16 protein-coding genes and 1 tRNA gene are annotated in these 16,254 nt (G+C 67.4%); 4 read left to right on the top strand and 13 right to left on the bottom strand.

The genetic code is table 11. The features are described from left to right. Positions 1–2: 2 nt before the first annotated feature. Together QRN67_RS18070 and QRN67_RS18065 are read right to left on the bottom strand one after the other, a co-directional pair. A complete protein-coding gene (locus tag QRN67_RS18070; RefSeq protein ID WP_285412950.1) occupies positions 3–881 on the bottom strand; it encodes an ABC transporter permease in 879 nt (292 codons plus the stop codon). Continuing rightward, complete coding sequence (locus tag QRN67_RS18065; protein ID WP_285412949.1) at positions 878–1,828, bottom strand: ABC transporter permease; 951 nt, start codon at positions 1,826–1,828, stop codon at positions 878–880. The genes QRN67_RS18070 and QRN67_RS18065 overlap by 4 nt, the downstream gene beginning before the upstream one ends. A gap of 103 nt (positions 1,829–1,931) precedes the next feature. On the opposite strand from QRN67_RS18065, the gene QRN67_RS18060 reads away from it, so the two are divergent. Next, entirely contained in the window at positions 1,932–2,210 is a 279-nt protein-coding gene (locus tag QRN67_RS18060; protein WP_081269887.1) for a YfhL family 4Fe-4S dicluster ferredoxin, read from the top strand. On the opposite strand, the gene QRN67_RS18055 is transcribed toward QRN67_RS18060, so the two are convergent. The 8 genes from QRN67_RS18055 to QRN67_RS18020 all read right to left on the bottom strand — a co-directional run bounded on the left by QRN67_RS18055 (position 2,196) and on the right by QRN67_RS18020 (position 8,778). Continuing rightward, positions 2,196–2,654: a hypothetical protein gene (locus QRN67_RS18055; RefSeq protein ID WP_285412948.1), complete on the bottom strand. Its 459-nt coding sequence runs from the start codon at positions 2,652–2,654 to the stop codon at positions 2,196–2,198. The two genes, QRN67_RS18060 and QRN67_RS18055, sit on opposite strands and share 15 nt — an antisense overlap. A gap of 93 nt (positions 2,655–2,747) precedes the next feature. Further along, a complete protein-coding gene (gene pth / locus QRN67_RS18050) occupies positions 2,748–3,380 on the bottom strand; it encodes an aminoacyl-tRNA hydrolase (RefSeq protein ID WP_106936916.1) in 633 nt (210 codons plus the stop codon). Between the two features lie 78 nt (positions 3,381–3,458). Further along, entirely contained in the window at positions 3,459–4,139 is a 681-nt protein-coding gene (locus tag QRN67_RS18045) for a 50S ribosomal protein L25/general stress protein Ctc (RefSeq protein WP_081269884.1), read from the bottom strand. An 86-nt stretch (positions 4,140–4,225) separates the two neighbouring features. Then, on the bottom strand, positions 4,226–5,200 hold the full coding sequence (locus QRN67_RS18040; RefSeq protein ID WP_081269883.1) for a ribose-phosphate pyrophosphokinase: 975 nt from the start codon (positions 5,198–5,200) through the stop codon (positions 4,226–4,228). Between the two features lie 140 nt (positions 5,201–5,340). Continuing rightward, positions 5,341–5,417, bottom strand: a tRNA-Gln gene (locus QRN67_RS18035). Positions 5,418–5,489: 72 nt separating this feature from the next. After that, positions 5,490–6,386 (bottom strand): 4-(cytidine 5'-diphospho)-2-C-methyl-D-erythritol kinase, encoded by an 897-nt coding sequence (gene ispE, locus QRN67_RS18030; protein WP_106936918.1) that lies wholly within the window; start codon positions 6,384–6,386, stop codon positions 5,490–5,492. Beyond that, positions 6,383–6,919 (bottom strand): lipoprotein insertase outer membrane protein LolB, encoded by a 537-nt coding sequence (locus tag QRN67_RS18025; protein ID WP_285413009.1) that lies wholly within the window; start codon positions 6,917–6,919, stop codon positions 6,383–6,385. Before QRN67_RS18025 ends, ispE begins: the two co-directional genes overlap by 4 nt. Positions 6,920–6,921: 2 nt before the next feature. Then, positions 6,922–8,778, bottom strand: coding sequence for a tetratricopeptide repeat protein (locus QRN67_RS18020; RefSeq protein ID WP_285412945.1), 1,857 nt, complete (start codon positions 8,776–8,778; stop codon positions 6,922–6,924). 81 nt (positions 8,779–8,859) lie between these two features. On the opposite strand from QRN67_RS18020, the gene mutM reads away from it, so the two are divergent. From mutM to mutY, 3 genes are all read left to right on the top strand, one after another. Further along, positions 8,860–9,672: a bifunctional DNA-formamidopyrimidine glycosylase/DNA-(apurinic or apyrimidinic site) lyase gene (gene mutM / locus QRN67_RS18015; RefSeq protein WP_081269879.1), complete on the top strand. Its 813-nt coding sequence runs from the start codon at positions 8,860–8,862 to the stop codon at positions 9,670–9,672. Positions 9,673–9,761: 89 nt separating this feature from the next. Then, positions 9,762–11,723 (top strand): dynamin family protein, encoded by a 1,962-nt coding sequence (locus QRN67_RS18010; RefSeq protein WP_285412944.1) that lies wholly within the window; start codon positions 9,762–9,764, stop codon positions 11,721–11,723. Then, entirely contained in the window at positions 11,713–12,759 is a 1,047-nt protein-coding gene (gene mutY / locus QRN67_RS18005; protein WP_503010907.1) for an A/G-specific adenine glycosylase, read from the top strand. Before QRN67_RS18010 ends, mutY begins: the two co-directional genes overlap by 11 nt. A gap of 10 nt (positions 12,760–12,769) precedes the next feature. Here the strand turns inward: mutY and rapZ are convergent, their stop codons facing one another. From rapZ to QRN67_RS17990, 3 genes are read right to left on the bottom strand one after another with little or no spacing between them, the layout of a single operon-like run. Further along, positions 12,770–13,648 carry an RNase adapter RapZ gene (rapZ, locus tag QRN67_RS18000; RefSeq protein WP_106936922.1) on the bottom strand — a complete coding sequence of 293 codons (879 nt, stop codon included), beginning with the start codon at positions 13,646–13,648 and terminating at the stop codon, positions 12,770–12,772. Further along, on the bottom strand, positions 13,645–15,327 hold the full coding sequence (gene recN / locus QRN67_RS17995) for a DNA repair protein RecN (protein ID WP_285412943.1): 1,683 nt from the start codon (positions 15,325–15,327) through the stop codon (positions 13,645–13,647). The genes rapZ and recN overlap by 4 nt, the downstream gene beginning before the upstream one ends. Then, positions 15,328–16,239 carry an NAD kinase gene (locus QRN67_RS17990; protein ID WP_106936924.1) on the bottom strand — a complete coding sequence of 304 codons (912 nt, stop codon included), beginning with the start codon at positions 16,237–16,239 and terminating at the stop codon, positions 15,328–15,330. It lies immediately after the preceding gene. Positions 16,240–16,254: the final 15 nt, after the last annotated feature.

Raw genomic sequence — 16,254 nt, 5'->3', positions numbered from 1 at the left:
GCTTACCTCGCCCGTGCGAGCCGTGGATCGAGCAGGTCGCGCAGGCCGTCGCCCAGCAGGTTCAGGCCGAGCACCGCGAATGCGATGGCCATGCCGGGGAACACCGCGAGCAGGGGCGACTGGAACATCATCGTCTGGGCCTCGCTGAGCATGCGGCCCCATGACGGCTGCGGCGGCTGCGTGCCCAAACCGAGGTACGAGAGCGCGGCTTCCGCCAGGATGGCGATGGCGAAGCGGATGGTGATCTGCACGATCAGCACCGCCGAGATGTTCGGCAGCACATGCTGCATGGTGATGGCAAAAGAGCCCTTGCCGCAGGCGCGGGCGGCGGCCACGTATTCGCGCGACCAGATGGCGTTGGCCGATGCGCGCGTGATGCGCGCGAAGGTCGGGATGTTGTAGATGCCGATCGCGATGATCGCGTTCACGATGCCCGCGCCGAACACGGCGGTCAGCATGATGGCCGACAGGATCGCCGGGAAGGCGAGCGAGAAGTCGGTGAGCCGCATGATGGCTTCCTCGACCCATCCCCGCCTGGCGGCCGCGAGCAAGCCCAGCGCGGTACCCACCACCAGGCCGATGCCCACCGCGATCATGCCCACCAGGATGGATGCGCGCGCGCCCACCAGCAGCAGCGAGGCCACGTCGCGCCCGTAGGTGTCGGTGCCCAGCCAGTGCGAGGCCATCGGCGGCTTGAGCTTGTTGGCCATGTCCATGTCGTAGGGCGACCAGGGCGTCCACACCAGCGAGACGGCGGCGGCAAGCAGCAACAGCAGCGTCAGGACGCCGCCGAGCACGAAGCTGCGGTGATGCAGCGCGCGGCGCCAGAAGCCCGGCACCTTGAGCGCGGCGGCGCTGGGGGCGGTGATGCTGCTGCTCATATGTCGCTGGCCTTGATGCGCGGGTCGATGACGGCGTAGAGCACGTCGACCACGAAATTCACGATGACCACCATGGCCGCGAGCAGCATCACGCAGTTGCGCACCACGATCAGGTCGCGGTTGCTGATGGCCTGGAAGATCAGCCGGCCCAAGCCGGGAAGATAGAACACGTTCTCCACCACGATGGTGCCGGCCAGCAGCTCGGAGAACTGCATGCCCATCACCGTGATGACCGGGATCATGGCGTTGCGCAGCACATGCGTCCAGAGCACCATGCGCTGCGAAACGCCCTTGGCTCGCGCGGTGCGCACGAAGTCTTCGCGCATCACTTCCAGCACCGCCGAGCGTGTGATGCGCGCGAGGATCGCGGCCTGCACCACCGCGAGCGACAGGGCAGGCAGCAGCAGCGACTTGATGCCCGAGAAGAAGCCGTCGCCCCAGCCCTCGAAGCCGCCGGCGGAGAACCACTGCAGCTTCACCGAGAACACGAGGATCAGCAGGATCGCGAACCAGAAATTGGGAATCGCAATGCCGACCTGGGCCATGCCCATCAGGCCGACGTCGCCGAGCTTGTTGTGGCGCGCCGCGGCCGTCACGCCCACCAGCAGCGCGATGACCGTGGTGAAGAACATCGCCAGCAGCGCCAGCGGCATGGTGAGCGCGAGGCGCTCGAGGATCAGGTCGAGCACCGGCGAGCTGTAGGCGTAGCTGTCGCCCAGGTTGCCGGTGAGCAGGCCGCCGATCCAGTGCCAGTAGCGCGTCCACGCGGGCAGGTCGAGGCCGAGCTTGGTGGCCAGCGCCGCCACCGCTTCGGGCGAGGCGTCGGGGCCCATGAGCATCTGCGCGGCGTTGCCGGGCAGTATCTCGAGGACGAGGAAAACGATGACCGAGGCACCGATCAGCGTGCCGATCAGCGTGGCAAGGCGCTTGAATAGAAACAGACTCATGGGGCGGGGCGCAGCATAACTGACTCCTGCAACAAATGTGCCGTGAATGTGGCCTTTGTCATTCAGAGGCGGCCGGCCTGCGCGGCCCCGCGATAATCGGGGGATGGCCCTCATGATCACCGACGAATGCATCAACTGCGATGTCTGCGAGCCCGAGTGCCCGAACGACGCGATCTACATGGGCGAGGCGTTCTACGAAATCGACCCGCACAAGTGCACCGAGTGCGTCGGCCACTTCGACGAGCCGCAATGCGTGCAGATCTGCCCGGTGGCGTGCATTCCCGTCAATCCAGAGCATGTGGAAAGCCGCGAGACGCTGCTTCAGAAGTACGAGCGTCTCACGGCGATCAAGGTGACGACGGCCGCGTCAGGCGGCGTCTGAGCCGGCGGATTTCCGCTTCCTTTTCTTCTTTGGCGCGTCGCCGGCCGTATTCAGGTCGCTCGCCGCGCCCTTGAAGCTCGCGCTGGCCTTGCGCGGTTCGGCCGCCAGGGTGCGGGCACGGTCCCGCTCCTTTTGCTCTGCCAGGGCGAGCCGCCGTTCCGCGAGAGCCGCGCTGCGGGCCTCGCGGGCGGCCCGCTGGTCGCGGTCGTAGGCTGCCTTTTCGAGCGACAGCCTGCTGCGCTCCATCTGGTCGGCCTGCGTTCTTGCGCTGCGAGTGCCCGTGTCGGCGTCGCGGCGGTCCTGCGCGCTCCGGCTGTCGTTCACCCGCACCGCCTTGCCGCCTTCGCATGGCTGGTCCGAGTAAGCGTTGCCGCAGCGCCATGCGGTGGTTCCACCTTGCGCCAAGGCGCCGGTGGAATGGATGCAGGCCGCTATGGAAAACATAGCGATGCCGATCCTTGCGGCGCCTGCTGTCGTTTTTCTTCTGCTTTTCTCTCTCATTTTTTATTTCTCTCCCTCCTGCGCTCCGATGGCCGGCTAGGTGGCGGCAGGCGTGCCCCCGTCGCCGGGCTCCCTCCGCGGCGGTTTGGGCCGCGGTGGCTTGCTCGTGTGAATCAGCAGCGTCGCCTTTTCCATCTCGCCCGCCACCAGCGCGGGCGTGGCGTGCAGCGTGCGGACGATGGCGTCTTCGATCGCCTCGCGTTGTTCCTTCAGCGGCTTCTTGAGCACCCAGTTGACCACCTCCGACTTCACGCCGGGGTGGCCGATGCCCAGGCGCAGCCGCCAGTAGTCGCCGGTGCCGAGCTGCGCGTGAATGTCGCGCAGGCCGTTGTGGCCGGCATGGCTGCCGCCGAACTTGAGCTTGGCCTGGCCGGGCACCACGTCGAGCTCGTCGTGCACCACCAGGATTTCCTCGGGCGCGATCTTGAAGAAGCGCGCCAGCGCCGCCACCGACTTGCCCGACAGGTTCATGAAGGTCTGCGGCTCCAGCAGCCAGATGCTCTGCCCGCCGATGTTGGCGCGCGCCGCGAGGCCGTGGTAGCCGCGTTCGGGCACGAGGTTGAGTTTCCAGTCGCGCGCCAGGGCGTCGATCCACCAGAAGCCCGCGTTGTGCCGCGTGGCTTCGTACTCAGGGCCCGGATTTCCGAGGCCGACGAACAACTTGATCATGGTCTTGATTATCCCGCCGCCAAAAAGCAGAAGGCCCGCACGAGGCGGGCCTTCTGCAGCAACGGATGCGAAAGAAGATTACTTCTTGGCAGTCTTTGCGGCGGGGGTCTTGGCGGCCGGAGCCTTGCCACCCTTGCCGGCCGGTGCGGCGGCGGCTGCTGCATCGGCAGCGCCTTCGGCGGGAGCGTCGACTTCTTCAGCCGCCGGCGACACGGCCGAAGCCAGCACCGGGTTGACCTTGCCGTGGCTGACCCACTTCACGCCCTTGGGCAGCTTGATGTCCTTCAGCGTGACGGTGCCGTTCTTCTTCAGGCCCGACAGGTCGACTTCGATGAACTCGGGCAGATCGCTCGGCAGGCAGTTCAGTTCGAGTTCGGTCGTCACGTGGTTGACCAGGTTCAGGTCGATCTTGACGGCCTCGGATTCTTCTTCACCCTTGAAGTGCACGGGCACCTTCATGGTCATGCGGGTCTTGGCGTCGACGCGCTGGAAGTCGATGTGCTGCACCAGCTGGCGGAAGGGGTGGTACTGCACGTCGCGCAGCAGGACCTTGCTGGTCGTGCCGCCGAGTTCCATCTCGAGCACGCTCGAGTGGAAAGCTTCCTTCTTCAGGGCGTGCCACAGCGCGTTGTGATCGATCTCGATCAGTTGCGGCTGGGTGTCGCCACCGTAGACGATGCCGGGGGTCTTGCCCGTGATGCGGAGACGGCGGCTCGCACCCGTGCCCTGCTTTGCGCGCTCAAAAGCGACGAATTTCATAACTAGCTCCTGTGAGAGTCCACCGCGACCAGTGCGACTCCGGTTCAAAAAGGCCTCCTGCGAAGGAGGCCAGCTTCATGCCCCGGTCAGAACAGGTTGTCCTGATCCGAGAACAAACTCATCACCGACTCGCCCTTGGCAATGCGCTGGATCGTTTCGGCGATCAGCGGTGCCACGGAGAGCTGGCGGATCTTTCCGCAGGCATTGGCGCCGTCGGAAAGGGGGATGGTGTTGGTCACGACCACTTCGTCGAGGGCCGAGCCCTGCGTGATGCGCTCGATGGCCGGGCCCGAGAAGATCGGGTGCGTGCAGTAGGCGTAGACGCTCTTGGCGCCGCGCTCTTTCAGCACTTCGGCTGCTTTGACCAGCGTGCCGGCGGTGTCGATCATGTCGTCCATGATCACGCAGTTGCGGCCGTCGATCTCGCCGATCACGTTCATGACTTCGCTGACGTTGGCCTTCGGGCGGCGCTTGTCGATGATGGCGAGGTCGCAGTTCAGTTGCTTGGCCAGCGCGCGGGCACGGACCACGCCGCCGACGTCGGGCGAAACCACGATCAGGTCTTCGTAGTTCTTGGCGCGCAGGTCGCCGAGCAGCACCGGCGAGGCGTAGATGTTGTCGACCGGAATGTCGAAGAAGCCCTGGATCTGGTCGGCGTGAAGGTCCATCGTGAGCACACGCTCGACACCGACGGTTTCCAGCAGGTTGGCCACGACCTTGGCCGAGATGGGCACGCGGCTCGAGCGCGGACGGCGGTCCTGGCGGGCGTAGCCGAAGTAGGGAATGACGGCGCTGATCCGCTCGGCCGAAGCGCGCTTGAGCGCGTCGACCATGATCAGCAGTTCCATCAGGTTTTCGTTGGTAGGAGCGCAGGTCGACTGGACCACGAACACGTCGCGGGCGCGGACGTTCTGGTTGATCTCGACGGTGACTTCACCGTCCGAGAAGCGGCCCACGCGGGCGGCGCCCAGCGAAGTACCGAGGTTGTGCGCGATTTCCGCAGCAAGGCCAGGATTGGCGTTACCGGTGAAAACCATGAAATCAGGGTGATTAGCCTGCATGAGCGCGTCCCGGCAGTGCAAATTGGCTTAGGAAGCCGCCAAAAGGTTTGTGATGCATGGCGACCGGTAGGCCGCCGATTATTGCAGCGGGTGAGCTGCAAATGAAGACTGCGGCCATTTGGCCGCAGTCGTTGAAGATTTGGCAGGGGAGAAAGGATTCGAACCTTTGCATGCTGGAATCAAAATCCAGTGCCTTAACCAGCTTGGCGACTCCCCTACACGGGTCGATGATTTTCACCACCAACCGATATATGTCGCATCGAACCGAATGAACGGCCCGATCATCTTTTCAGGTTGCCCATCCCCAGAGTGGATGGACTTCCAGGTTGCTGCATTGACGAACCTGCCAGCCCTTGGGGGCTTCCAGCAGTTCCGCTTCCTGCGGCGCTTGCGGCATTTTCGCGAACACCGAACTTCCGGAGCCGGTCATCCGTGCCTTCAACCCTTGGGCTCCGAGCCATTCGATGGCGTCGGTGACCGCGGGGCAAAGTCGCTGGGCAACCGGCTGCAGGTCGTTGTGGCCGAAGTCGAAAACCGAAGGGCTCAGAACCGAGCTTTTCAGGTTTGTCGCTTCGAGCGATTCGCTCTCTGCAGCAAAGCCTGTGATTATAGCAACAGGAGTTGAACGTTCAAGATCTGTTGCTGAAAAAATTAATCGAGTATCGAGTCCCTCGGGAGGCTTGGCCACCGCGAAACGCGCGGCAGGGAGTGTAACCGGTGTCAGCTGCTCTCCGATGCCCTCGACCCACGCATTGCGGCCGCCGAGAAAGAAAGGCACGTCCGCGCCCAGCTTCAGCCCGATGTGGGCAAGGCGCGAGAGCGGCAGGTTCAGCCCCCACAGGCGGTTCAGCGCCAGCAGGCAGGTGGCCGCGTCCGAAGAGCCGCCGCCCATGCCCGCCTGCGCCGGCACATGTTTGGCCACGCCGATGTGGGCTCCCTGGCCCGGCGCGGCGAACGCCTGCAGTGCACGCGCAGCACGCAGGATCAGGTCGTCCGCGGGCAGCTCGGTCGTGAGGTCTTCGCGGCTCAGTTGGCCGTCACGGCGCAATTCGACATGCAGCGTGTCGCACCAGTCGATCAGCATGAAGACCGATTGCAGCAGGTGGTAGCCGTCGTCGCGCCGGCCGGTGATGTGAAGGAAGAGGTTGAGCTTGGCCGGCGCGGAAAGGTCGTAGATCGCCTTCATGACCGCTCGAACACGATGCGCAGGTCAGCCCGCGGGCTCGGTGCTTCGCGTACCGCCGCCAGGCGGCCGTTGGCGAGCTGCCCCAGGTCCGGCTTCCAGCCAGGCACGGGATCATTGCGGCCCGCCAGCCAGCCAAACAGCGCACCGACCGGAATGGCTGCCCCGGTGGCCGCCTCGATGAGCGCGTCGACGGAGTCGAAGCGCCGCGTGTTGCTGCCGTCTTTCAGCAGTGCTTCGCCCGGCGACCAGTGCAGCTGTGCAAGCGTGCTGCCGATGGGGGTCGTGAGCGTGAGATCGCCCGAGTCGGCGGAGCCGCGCAGCTCGAACAGCGCGGCAAAGGTCTGTACAGGCTCGCTCTCGATGCGAAGCGACATCCGTCCGCTCCAGCTGTCCGAAGCCTTGGGTGCCGAAGCGCCGCCACCCGACAGCTGGGCGCAGCCTGACACGACGAGCAATGCAGCGCCGCCAGCGGCCAGCAGCACACGTCGCCCGTGATCGATCCGTTGCGGCGCAAGCGCCTTTGCCAGCGTCATCTTCAAGGCTTCACGCGCAGGCGCTTGAGTGTTTCCTGCAGGGTTTCGTTCTCGGAGTCGCTCAGCAAGGCTTCTTTCCAGATCGCGACCGCGCGGTCCTTCTGGCCGCTGCTCCACAGCACTTCACCGAAGTGCGCACCGATCTCCGGGTCGGGCCGTGTCTTGTACGCGGCTTCGAGGATGCGGATCGCCTCCGTGGTGTTGCCGAGGCGGAATTCGACCCAGCCCAGGCTGTCGGCGATGAACGGATCGTCCGGCGCCAGCTGCACCGCCTTCTGGATCAGCGTGCGTGCTTCGTCGAGCCGGATCTTGCGATCGGCGAGCGAATAGCCCAGCGCGTTGTACGCATTCTGGTTGTCGGGCTTGAGTTGGATGAGCCGGCGCAGCAGGCGCTCCATGTCGTCGAGGCGGTTGAGGCGCTCGGCGACCATGGCCTGGTCGTAGACGAGGTCGGCGTCGTCCGGCGAGGCCGCGGAAGCCTGGGCCAGCATGTCGTAGGCCGCCTGGTATTGCTTGGCGTCGCGCAGCAGCTGCACCTCGGCGAGGAACTTCTGCTTCTTGTCGTCGGCCGTGCGTTCGGGCAGCGAGCGGATGAGTTCGCGCGCCTGCGGCAGCTTGCCCTGTTGCGCGAGCAGCGCCGCGCGGCGGGTTTGGGCGGCGACGATGTCGTCCGTGCTGGTCACGCGCGACAGCCAACGTTCCGCGGCCGCGTAGTCCTTGCGGCGCTCGGCCAGTTGCGCCAGTGCAAAGTACGCCTGCGACACGCTGCGGCGGCGGTCTCCCGCTTCGCCCGCGTCCTTGCCCTGGTTGCCCGAGAGTTCGATGAAGCGCTTGAGCGAGGCCTCGGCGGCCGCGTCCTGCTTGGCCTGCATCTGCAGGCTGCCGAGCAGCAGCCAGGGCTCGGCCAGTTCGGGCCGGGCCGTGGTGAGGGCCTGGAGCTGCGCGGTGGCATCGGGGAAGCGGCGGTTTTCGACCAGCACGCGGGCGTAGGCCACGCGCAGGTCTGGGGCGGCCTTGGGGTTGTTGTTCAGGTAGCGGGTGACGATGGGCTCGGCCAGCGGCTGGCCGGGGTCGATCATCTCGAGTGCCAGAGCAGCCGGGGCGTCGGACGAGGGATCGAGTTCCTGGCCCCTGCGCGCGGCTTCCAGCGCGCCGGAAGCATCGCCCGCGTTCAGGCGCAGCCGGCCCACGGTGGCCCAGGCCAGCGCACCGGTGGCCGGGTTCTTGAGTTCGTCGGACAAGGCCTGCTCGACCACCGAGGCGGCCAGCTTCTTGTCGGGCGCGCGCGAATAGTTGCGCACGATCACGGCCATGAGCAGCGGCCGTTCGACCTGCGAGGTGGCCGCCACTTCGGCGCGCAGCAGCTCGGTCGTTTCGCTGATGCGGTTGAGCGCGATCAGGATCTGCAGTTCGACGCGCCGGGCGTCGCGGGAAGTGGGCAGCGTTTCCTGCCAGGCACGGGCCGCCGCCAGTGCCGCATCGCCGGAACGCGACTGCAGGGCGATCTCGACCGCGCGCTGGAACAGCTTGCCGTCGCGCAGCCGGCGTGCGGCGTCGAGCACCAATGCGTAGCCGGAGCCGGGGTCGCCGGAACGGGTCGTCAGCTCGCCCATCAAGATTTCGTAGAACAGGTCCGCGGTCAGTGCCGAGGGCTGCGCCGCGGGCTCGGCGGCAGCGGCTGCCTTGGCGACGACGGTCTGCTGCGGCTTGGCCGCCGGCTTGCGTGGCGCGGACCGTTCGATGATGGGAGCGGGGCTGTCGGGGGCTGCTGGGTCGTTGGTTTGCGCGTGGACGGCACAGGCCAGTAAGACGAGAGACGCGGCCGCCGCAAGGCGGTGTCGGCGGGGCGGAAGGTTCATCCGACCATAATAATCCAGCCTTTTGAACGTGCGCCGCGTGGGGCTTCGTCGCCGTCGGCATTTGCCGGAGATTTACTTTTCATGCCTGAATTACCCGAAGTCGAAGTCACCCGGCGCGGCATTGCCGACCGCATCGCCGGGGCGCGCATCGACGCGGTACGCATCGGGAAACCACTGCGCTGGGCGCTGATGGTGCTGCCCGAGGCGCTGGTCGGGCGCCGCGTGCTCCAGGTGCGCCGGCGCGGCAAATACCTGCTGATCGATCTCGACCGCGGCATCCTGCTGCTGCACCTGGGCATGTCGGGCAGCCTGCGCTTCGACGCGGTGCTGCCGCCGCCCGGCACGCACGACCATTTCGATCTGGTCACCGACCTGGGCACCTTGCGGCTCAATGACCCGCGCCGCTTCGGCGCCGTCGTCTATGTGGAGAACGAAGACGCGCCCTGGGCCATCAAGCTGCTCGGCGGGCTCGGCATGGAGCCGCTGGGCGAAGACTTCGACCTCGACGTCTTCCATGCCGGGCTCAAGAAGCGCAAGACCGCCGTCAAGCAGGTGCTGCTGGCGGGCGACGTGGTGGTTGGCGTGGGCAACATCTATGCGTCGGAAGCGCTGTTCCAGGCCGGCATCCGGCCGACGCTGTCGGCCGCGCGCATCAGCCGGCCGCGTGCCGCCAAGCTGCATGCGGCGGTGCGCGAGATCCTTGCAAGGGCGGTAGAGAAGGGCGGCAGCACGCTGCGCGATTTCTCCAACATCGACGGCCAGAACGGTTATTTCCAGCTCGAGGCGACCGTCTACGGCCGGGCCGGCGAACCCTGTCGGGTCTGCGCAACGCCCATCCGGCTGTTGAGGCAGGGGCAGCGCTCCACCTATTACTGTCCCAACTGCCAGAAATAGCGGATGTAACCGTCGAGCTAAATGGGCCGAAAACGGTTGCTGCCTACCTCTCGATGCTATATTTGTAAGCTCTTTTTTACATCTGTCTCTTGAGCCGCTCCTTCAACCGACAACTCGATCAGCACGGCGCCTGGCGAAGCAATTTCGCCCGCCGGCTGCAGTGGCTGTCCCGCTGGCTGACCGAGAACGAGCTGCTCGACCAGGCGGTGGCCGAGCGCCTGCGCGGGCTCGAGACGCAGATCCGCACCAGCAAGGTCATGGTCGCGTTCGTCGCGGAGTTTTCGCGCGGCAAGTCGGAACTGATCAACGCCATCTTCTTTGCCGGCTACGGGCGGCGCATCATGCCCGCGAGCGCCGGGCGCACCACGATGTGCCCGACCGAGCTGGGCTACGACCCCGCGCTTGCGCCCAAGCTGCGGCTGCTGCCCATCGAGACCCGCCTGGAGCCGCACTCGCTCGCGCACTGGCGCGAAAAGCCCACGCGCTGGACCGAGATCGCCATCGACGTAGCCAATGCCGAGCAGCTGGCACAGGCCATGAGCAAGGTGGCCGAGGTGCGCTGGGTCGCCAAGGACGAAGCGCGCACGCTGGGTTTCTGGGACGACGAGACGCCCGACGACAACCCGGTGCAGGACGCCGAAGGCCGCGTCGAAATTCCGCGCTGGCGCCATGCGGTGCTCAACATGCCGCACCCGCTGCTGGAGCAGGGGCTGGTGATTCTCGACACCCCCGGCCTGAATGCGATCGGCGCCGAACCCGAACTCACCGTGAGCCTGATCCCGCAGGCGCACGCGGTCGTCTTCATCCTGGGCGCCGAGACCGGCGTGACGCGCTCCGACCTCTCCATCTGGCGCGAGCACCTGATCACCGAAGACGAAGGCAACAACACGCGCTTCGTGGTGCTCAACAAGATCGACACCATGTGGGACACGCTGAGCACGCCCGCGCAGATCGCGCAGCAGATCGAGCGCCAGCGCGAAAGCGCGGCCCGCCTGCTCGAGGTGCCGCTGGCGCAAGTGCTGCCGGTGTCCGCGCAGAAGGGCCTGCAGGCCAAGATACAGCGCGATGTGCCCTTGCTCGACGCCAGCCGCCTGCCCGCGCTCGAAGCGCTGCTGGGCGAAGGCGTGCTCGGCAAGCGCGAGACCATGCTGCGGCTGGCCGTCGATGCCGGCATGAGCGCGCTGCGCGTCGAGGCCGAACGCATCCTGAAGGTGCGCCAGCGCGACCTGTCCGAGCAGGCGCTCGAGCTGCAGGGGCTGCGCGGCAAGAATGTCTCGGTGATCCGCCACATGCGCGCGCGCATCGACCAGGAGCACGCCGAGTTCGAGGGCAGCAACACGCGCATCCTGGCGCTGCGCTCGGTGCAGGGCAAGCTGCTGCGCGAGGTGTATGCCGTGCTCGGCCGTACCGCGCTCAAGGCCGACATGGTGCGGCTGTCGGCCGCGCTCAAGCGCCCCGGCGTGAAGCTCAGCGTGCGCAAGGTGTACGCGGAGACCTTCGACTCGCTGCGCAACAACCTGCGCGAAGTGCAGGCGACCACGGCGGAGATCCAGTCGATGCTGCACGCCACCTTCCGCCAGCTCAATGCCGAGCAGGGCTTCACGCTGCAGGCGCCGGCGGAGCCCGACCTTACGGGCTTCGAGCAGGAGCTCAGCCAGATCGAGCGCAGCCACATCCACTACCTCGGCGTGGGTAACCTGCTGAAGCTCGCGCAGGCCGATTTCTGCGACAAGCTCGTGCGCGCGCTGGCCAGCCGGCTGCGGCTGGTGAATGAAGCCGCCATGACCGAGGTCGAGCGCTGGAGCAAGGGCGCGAGCGCGCAGATCGATGCGCAGCTCAAGGAGCGCCGGCGCAACTTCAGCAAGCGCATCGAGGCCATCGAGCGCATCCAGAGCGCGGCGGGCAACCTCGACGAGCGGCTGATGGAGCTCGCCGCGCAAGAAAGCAACCTGGCCGAGCTTCATCTGCGGCTGCGCGAATTCACCACGCTCATCACCCAGCAGGCAAAGCCGCAGTCTGCGGCTGTCGCCGGCGAACTGCGTGCTGCCTGAATCCCCCGACTTCGCCGCGCAGATCGTGGCCTGGCAGCGCAGCCACGGCCGCAGCCAGCTGCCGTGGCAGAACACCCGCGACCCCTACCGCGTCTGGCTGTCGGAGGTGATGCTCCAGCAGACGCAGGTGTCGACGGTGCTCGGCTACTTCGCGCGATTCCTCGAGCGCTTTCCAGACGTGAAGGCGCTGGCCGCCGGAACCGAAGACGAGGTGTTCGGCCTCTGGAGCGGCCTGGGCTACTACAGCCGCGCGCGCAACATGCACCGCTGCGCGCAGGACGTCGTCGCGCGCTTCGGCGGCGAATTCCCGCGCACGGCGCAGGAACTCGTGACCCTGCCCGGCATCGGCCGCTCCACCGCCGCGGCCATTGCCGCCTTCTGCTTCGGCGAGCGCGTGGCGATCCTCGACGGCAACGTGAAGCGCGTTCTGACGCGGGTGCTCGGCTTCGGCGGCGACATGTCGTCGTCTGCGCAGGAGCGCGCGCTGTGGGATCTAGCGACGCAGCTGCTGCCCCCCGCCGAACAGCGCGAGGCCATCGCCCACTACACGCAGGGGCTCATGGACCTGGGCGCCACGGTCTGCCTGCCGCGCAAGCCCAGCTGCATGATCTGCCCGGTCGACCAGCGCTGCGTGGGCCTGCGCGAGGGCGCGCCCGAGCGCTACCCCGTCAAGACCCGCAAGCTCAAGCGCAGCGCCCAGTCGCTCTGGCTGCTGCTGGCGCGCGATGCGCAGGGCCGCGTGTGGCTGGAGAAACGGCCGGCGAAGGGCATATGGGCGGGGCTGCACTGCCTGCCCGTATTCGACAGCCGAGACAATCTGCTCGCAGCGCTGCCGCCCGCCGCGCAACGCGGCACGCAAGACATGCCGGCCTTCGTGCACGTGCTGACCCACAAGGACCTGCACCTGCACCCGGTGCTGCTCGAAGGCGCCCAGCCGATCGGCGAAGGCGCGCGCTGGGTCGACGCGCAGGAGTGGAGCCGGCTGGGCCTGCCGGCCCCGGTGCGCAAGCTGCTGGAAAGCAGCGAGGCCCGATAGGAGCCGGTGGTCAGTTCGCGTCGAGTTCGCGGTGCCGCTTGAGCGCACCCCAGCGGGCGCCGAACGAACGCGCGAGCTGCTCCACCAGGAACACCGACCGGTGCTGCCCGCCGGTGCAGCCGATGGCCACCGTCACGTAGCTGCGGTGGTCGCGCGCCAGCGCATCCAGCCAGTGCGACAGGAACTGCTCGATGTCGTCGTACATGCGCGCCACGTCGTCGTGCTCGCGCAGCCATTCGATCACCGGTTCGTCGCGTCCCGTGAGCGGGCGCAGCGCGGGCACGTAGTGCGGGTTCGGCAGCATGCGCACGTCGAACACATAGTCGGCATCCAGCGGCACGCCGCGCTTGAAGGCGAACGACTCGAACACCAGCGTCAGCGCGCTCTGCGGCGCCGAGATCAGCGACTTGATGTAGCTCTGCAGCTGCGCGGGCCGGATCAGGCTGGTGTCGATCACGTCGGCACCATCGCGCAGGTCGGCCAGCAGTTCGCGTTCCAGCTCGATGGCCTGCATCAGCACGCGATGCTGCTCGGGCACGTCGGTGCGGCCTTCCTGGCGCGAAAGCGGATGGCGGCGGCGGGTTTCCGAATAGCGGCGCAGCAGCGCGTCGGTGGTGGCGTCGAGGAACAGCGAACGCAGCGAGATCCCGCCGTCGCGCCGCAGCGCATCGAGCTGCTGCGGAACGATGGGCAGCGAGACGCCGCTGCGCACGTCCATGGCAATGGCCACGCGCGGCGTCTGCTGTTCGTGCTGCAGGGCGATGAACGCCGTCAGCAGCTCGGGCGGCAGGTTGTCGACGCAGTAGTAGCCGGCGTCTTCCAGCGCATGCAGGGCCACCGATTTGCCGGAGCCCGACATGCCCGTGATGAGGACCAGGTCGAGGTTCATGGCGTGGCCGCGGAAGTCTTGTGGCCCAGCATCTCGCGGGCGTGCGCGAGCGAAGTCTGCGAAACCTTCTCGCCGCCCAGCATGCGGGCGATTTCCCTGGCGCGGTTGTCTTCGTCCAGGCGCGACACGCCGCTCTCGGTGCGCGGGCCTTCCTTGCCGGCCGCCGCGGTCTGGCGCTTGGCCACCACCAGATGGTGGTCCGCGCAGGCCGCCACTTGCGGCAGATGGGTGACGGCGAGCACCTGGCGGTCGCGGCCGAGCTGCTTCATGAGGCGCCCGACCGTCTCGGCGACGGCACCGCCGACGCCGGCATCCACTTCGTCGAAGATCAGCGTCTGCGCGGTGCCGAGCTGGCTGGTCGTTACGGCAATGGCCAGCGCGATGCGCGAAAGCTCGCCGCCCGATGCCACCTTGCCGATGGCGCGCGGCGTGCTGCCGGTGTGGCCGGCCACGAGGAACGCCACTTCTTCCAGGCCGGCGCGGCCGGGCTGCGCCAGCGGCTGCAGATCGACTTCGAAGCGCCCGCCCTGCATGCCCAGGCCCTGCATCGCCTCGGTGACGGCCTGCGCGAGCCGCGGTGCCGCCTGCTTGCGCGACTTGCCGAGCGCCCTGGCTTCCTTCATGTAGGCCTGCTGTGCGCTCTGCTCGGCGCGTTCCAGGCCGTCGAGATCGCTTTGCGCATCGAGCGCCTGCAGCTCGGCCTGCCAGCCGGCCAGCAAGGCCGGCAGGTCGGCCGGCGTGCGTTTGTAGCGGCGCGCGAGCGACATCCACAGGCCCATGCGCTCGTCCAGTTCGGCCAGGCTTTGCGGATCGGCTTCGGCGTCGCGAAGGTAGCCGTGCAGCGAGTGGGCCGCGTCGGAGGCCTGCGCCACGCAGGAGGCCAGCACTTCGCCGAGGTTGCGGAACTCCGGCTCGATGTGCTCGCAGTTCTTCAGCAGCGTGGCCGCGCGCGAGAGCGCGGAGAGCGCGCCGTTGTCTTCGTCTTCCAGCGCCTGGCTGGCGCCCTGCGCCGCGTCGATCAGCGCCTGCGCGTTGGAAATGCGCGAGTGGTTGGTCGACAGTTCTTCCCATTCGTCGACGCCGGGCGCGAGCTTGGCGACCTCGGAAATCTGCCACTGCAGCCGCTCGCGCTCGCGCTGCAGCGAGTCTTGCGCCGAGCGCGCATGTTCGAGCGCGGAGAGCGTCTGCCGCCAGCCATGCCAGGCGGCGTCGAGCGCGTCGCTGCGCACGCCCGCATAGGCGTCGAGCAGGCCGCGCACCGCATCGGGCCGGGTCAGGCTCTGCCAGGCGTGCTGGCCGTGGATGTCGAGCAGGCGGTCGCCGAGTTCGCGCAGCTGCGTGGCCGTGGCCGGGCTGCCGTTGATCCAGCCGCGGCTGCGGCCCTGCAGGTCGACGGTGCGGCGCAGCAGCAGCGCGTCGCCGGCTTCGAAGCCGCCTTCGTCGAGCCAGGAGGCCAGGGCCGGATCTGCATCGAATTCGGCGCTCACGTCGAGCCGTTCGGCGCCTTCGCGCACCGCGCCGGCGTCGGCGCGGTTGCCCAGCGCCAGCTGCAGCGCGTCGATCAGGATGGATTTGCCCGCGCCGGTTTCACCGGTCAATACCGTGAAGCCGCCGGACAGGTCGAGTTCGAGTGATCGCACGATCACGAAGTCGCGCAGTGCGATGCGTCGCAGCGCCATTCAGGAGCCTCCCTCGTTCCAATGAAGTTTCTTGCGCAGCGTGTCGAAATAGCTCCAGCCGCGCGGATGCAGGAAGCGCACGCGGAAGTCGGAGCGGCGCACCACCACGCGGTCGCCGATCGCCAGCGAGGCGAGCGACTGCATGTCGAAATTGGCGCTGGCGTCGCGCCCGCCCACCAGCTCGATGACGATCTCGTCGGCATCGGGCAGCAGCACCGGGCGGTTCGACAGCGTGTGCGGCGCGATCGGCACCAGCACCCAGCCCGGCACCGCCGGGTGCAGCAGCGGCCCGCCGGCCGACAGCGCGTAGGCGGTCGAGCCCGTGGGCGTCGCGATGATCAGGCCGTCGGCGCGCTGGTTGGCCACGAAATGCCGGCCGACCGACACGCGCAGCTCCACCATGCCGGAGGTGGCGCCGCGATTGACGACCACGTCGTTCATGGCCAGCGCGTCGAACACCGAGGCGCCGTCGCGCATGACCCGCGCGTGCATCAGGCTGCGGTGGTCTTCCTCGTATTCGCCGGCCAGCATCGGGATCAGCGTGGCCTGGTAGTTGTCGAGCGGAATGTCTGTGATGAAGCCGAGCCGGCCACGGTTGATGCCGATCAGCGGAATGCCGTAGCTGGCGAGCTGCCGGCCGATGCCGAGCATGGTGCCGTCGCCGCCGACCACCAGGCCGAGGTCGCAGCGCTGGCCGATTTCCTCGACCGACAGGGCCTCGTAGCGCGGATGGGCGGGCGCGTCGTCGGCGTCGTCCTCGCAGGTCGAGCGCTCGACGAACACCTTGCACCCCTGGGATTCGAGGAAGGCGCCAATGCCTTCCATCACGCCGTCGCGCGCGTCCGCCTGCGCGCGGGCGCCGGAAGCCTGGTATTTGCCTATGAGGGCGACGTGACGGAAGCGAGAGGTCATATCTCACAAATTACA

Origin of the sequence: Variovorax sp. efr-133-TYG-130, from assembly GCF_030208835.1 — a bacterium.
In the GTDB taxonomy this organism is placed as follows: domain Bacteria; phylum Pseudomonadota; class Gammaproteobacteria; order Burkholderiales; family Burkholderiaceae_C; genus Variovorax.
This window is presented reverse-complemented; position numbering and strand designations above follow the sequence as displayed.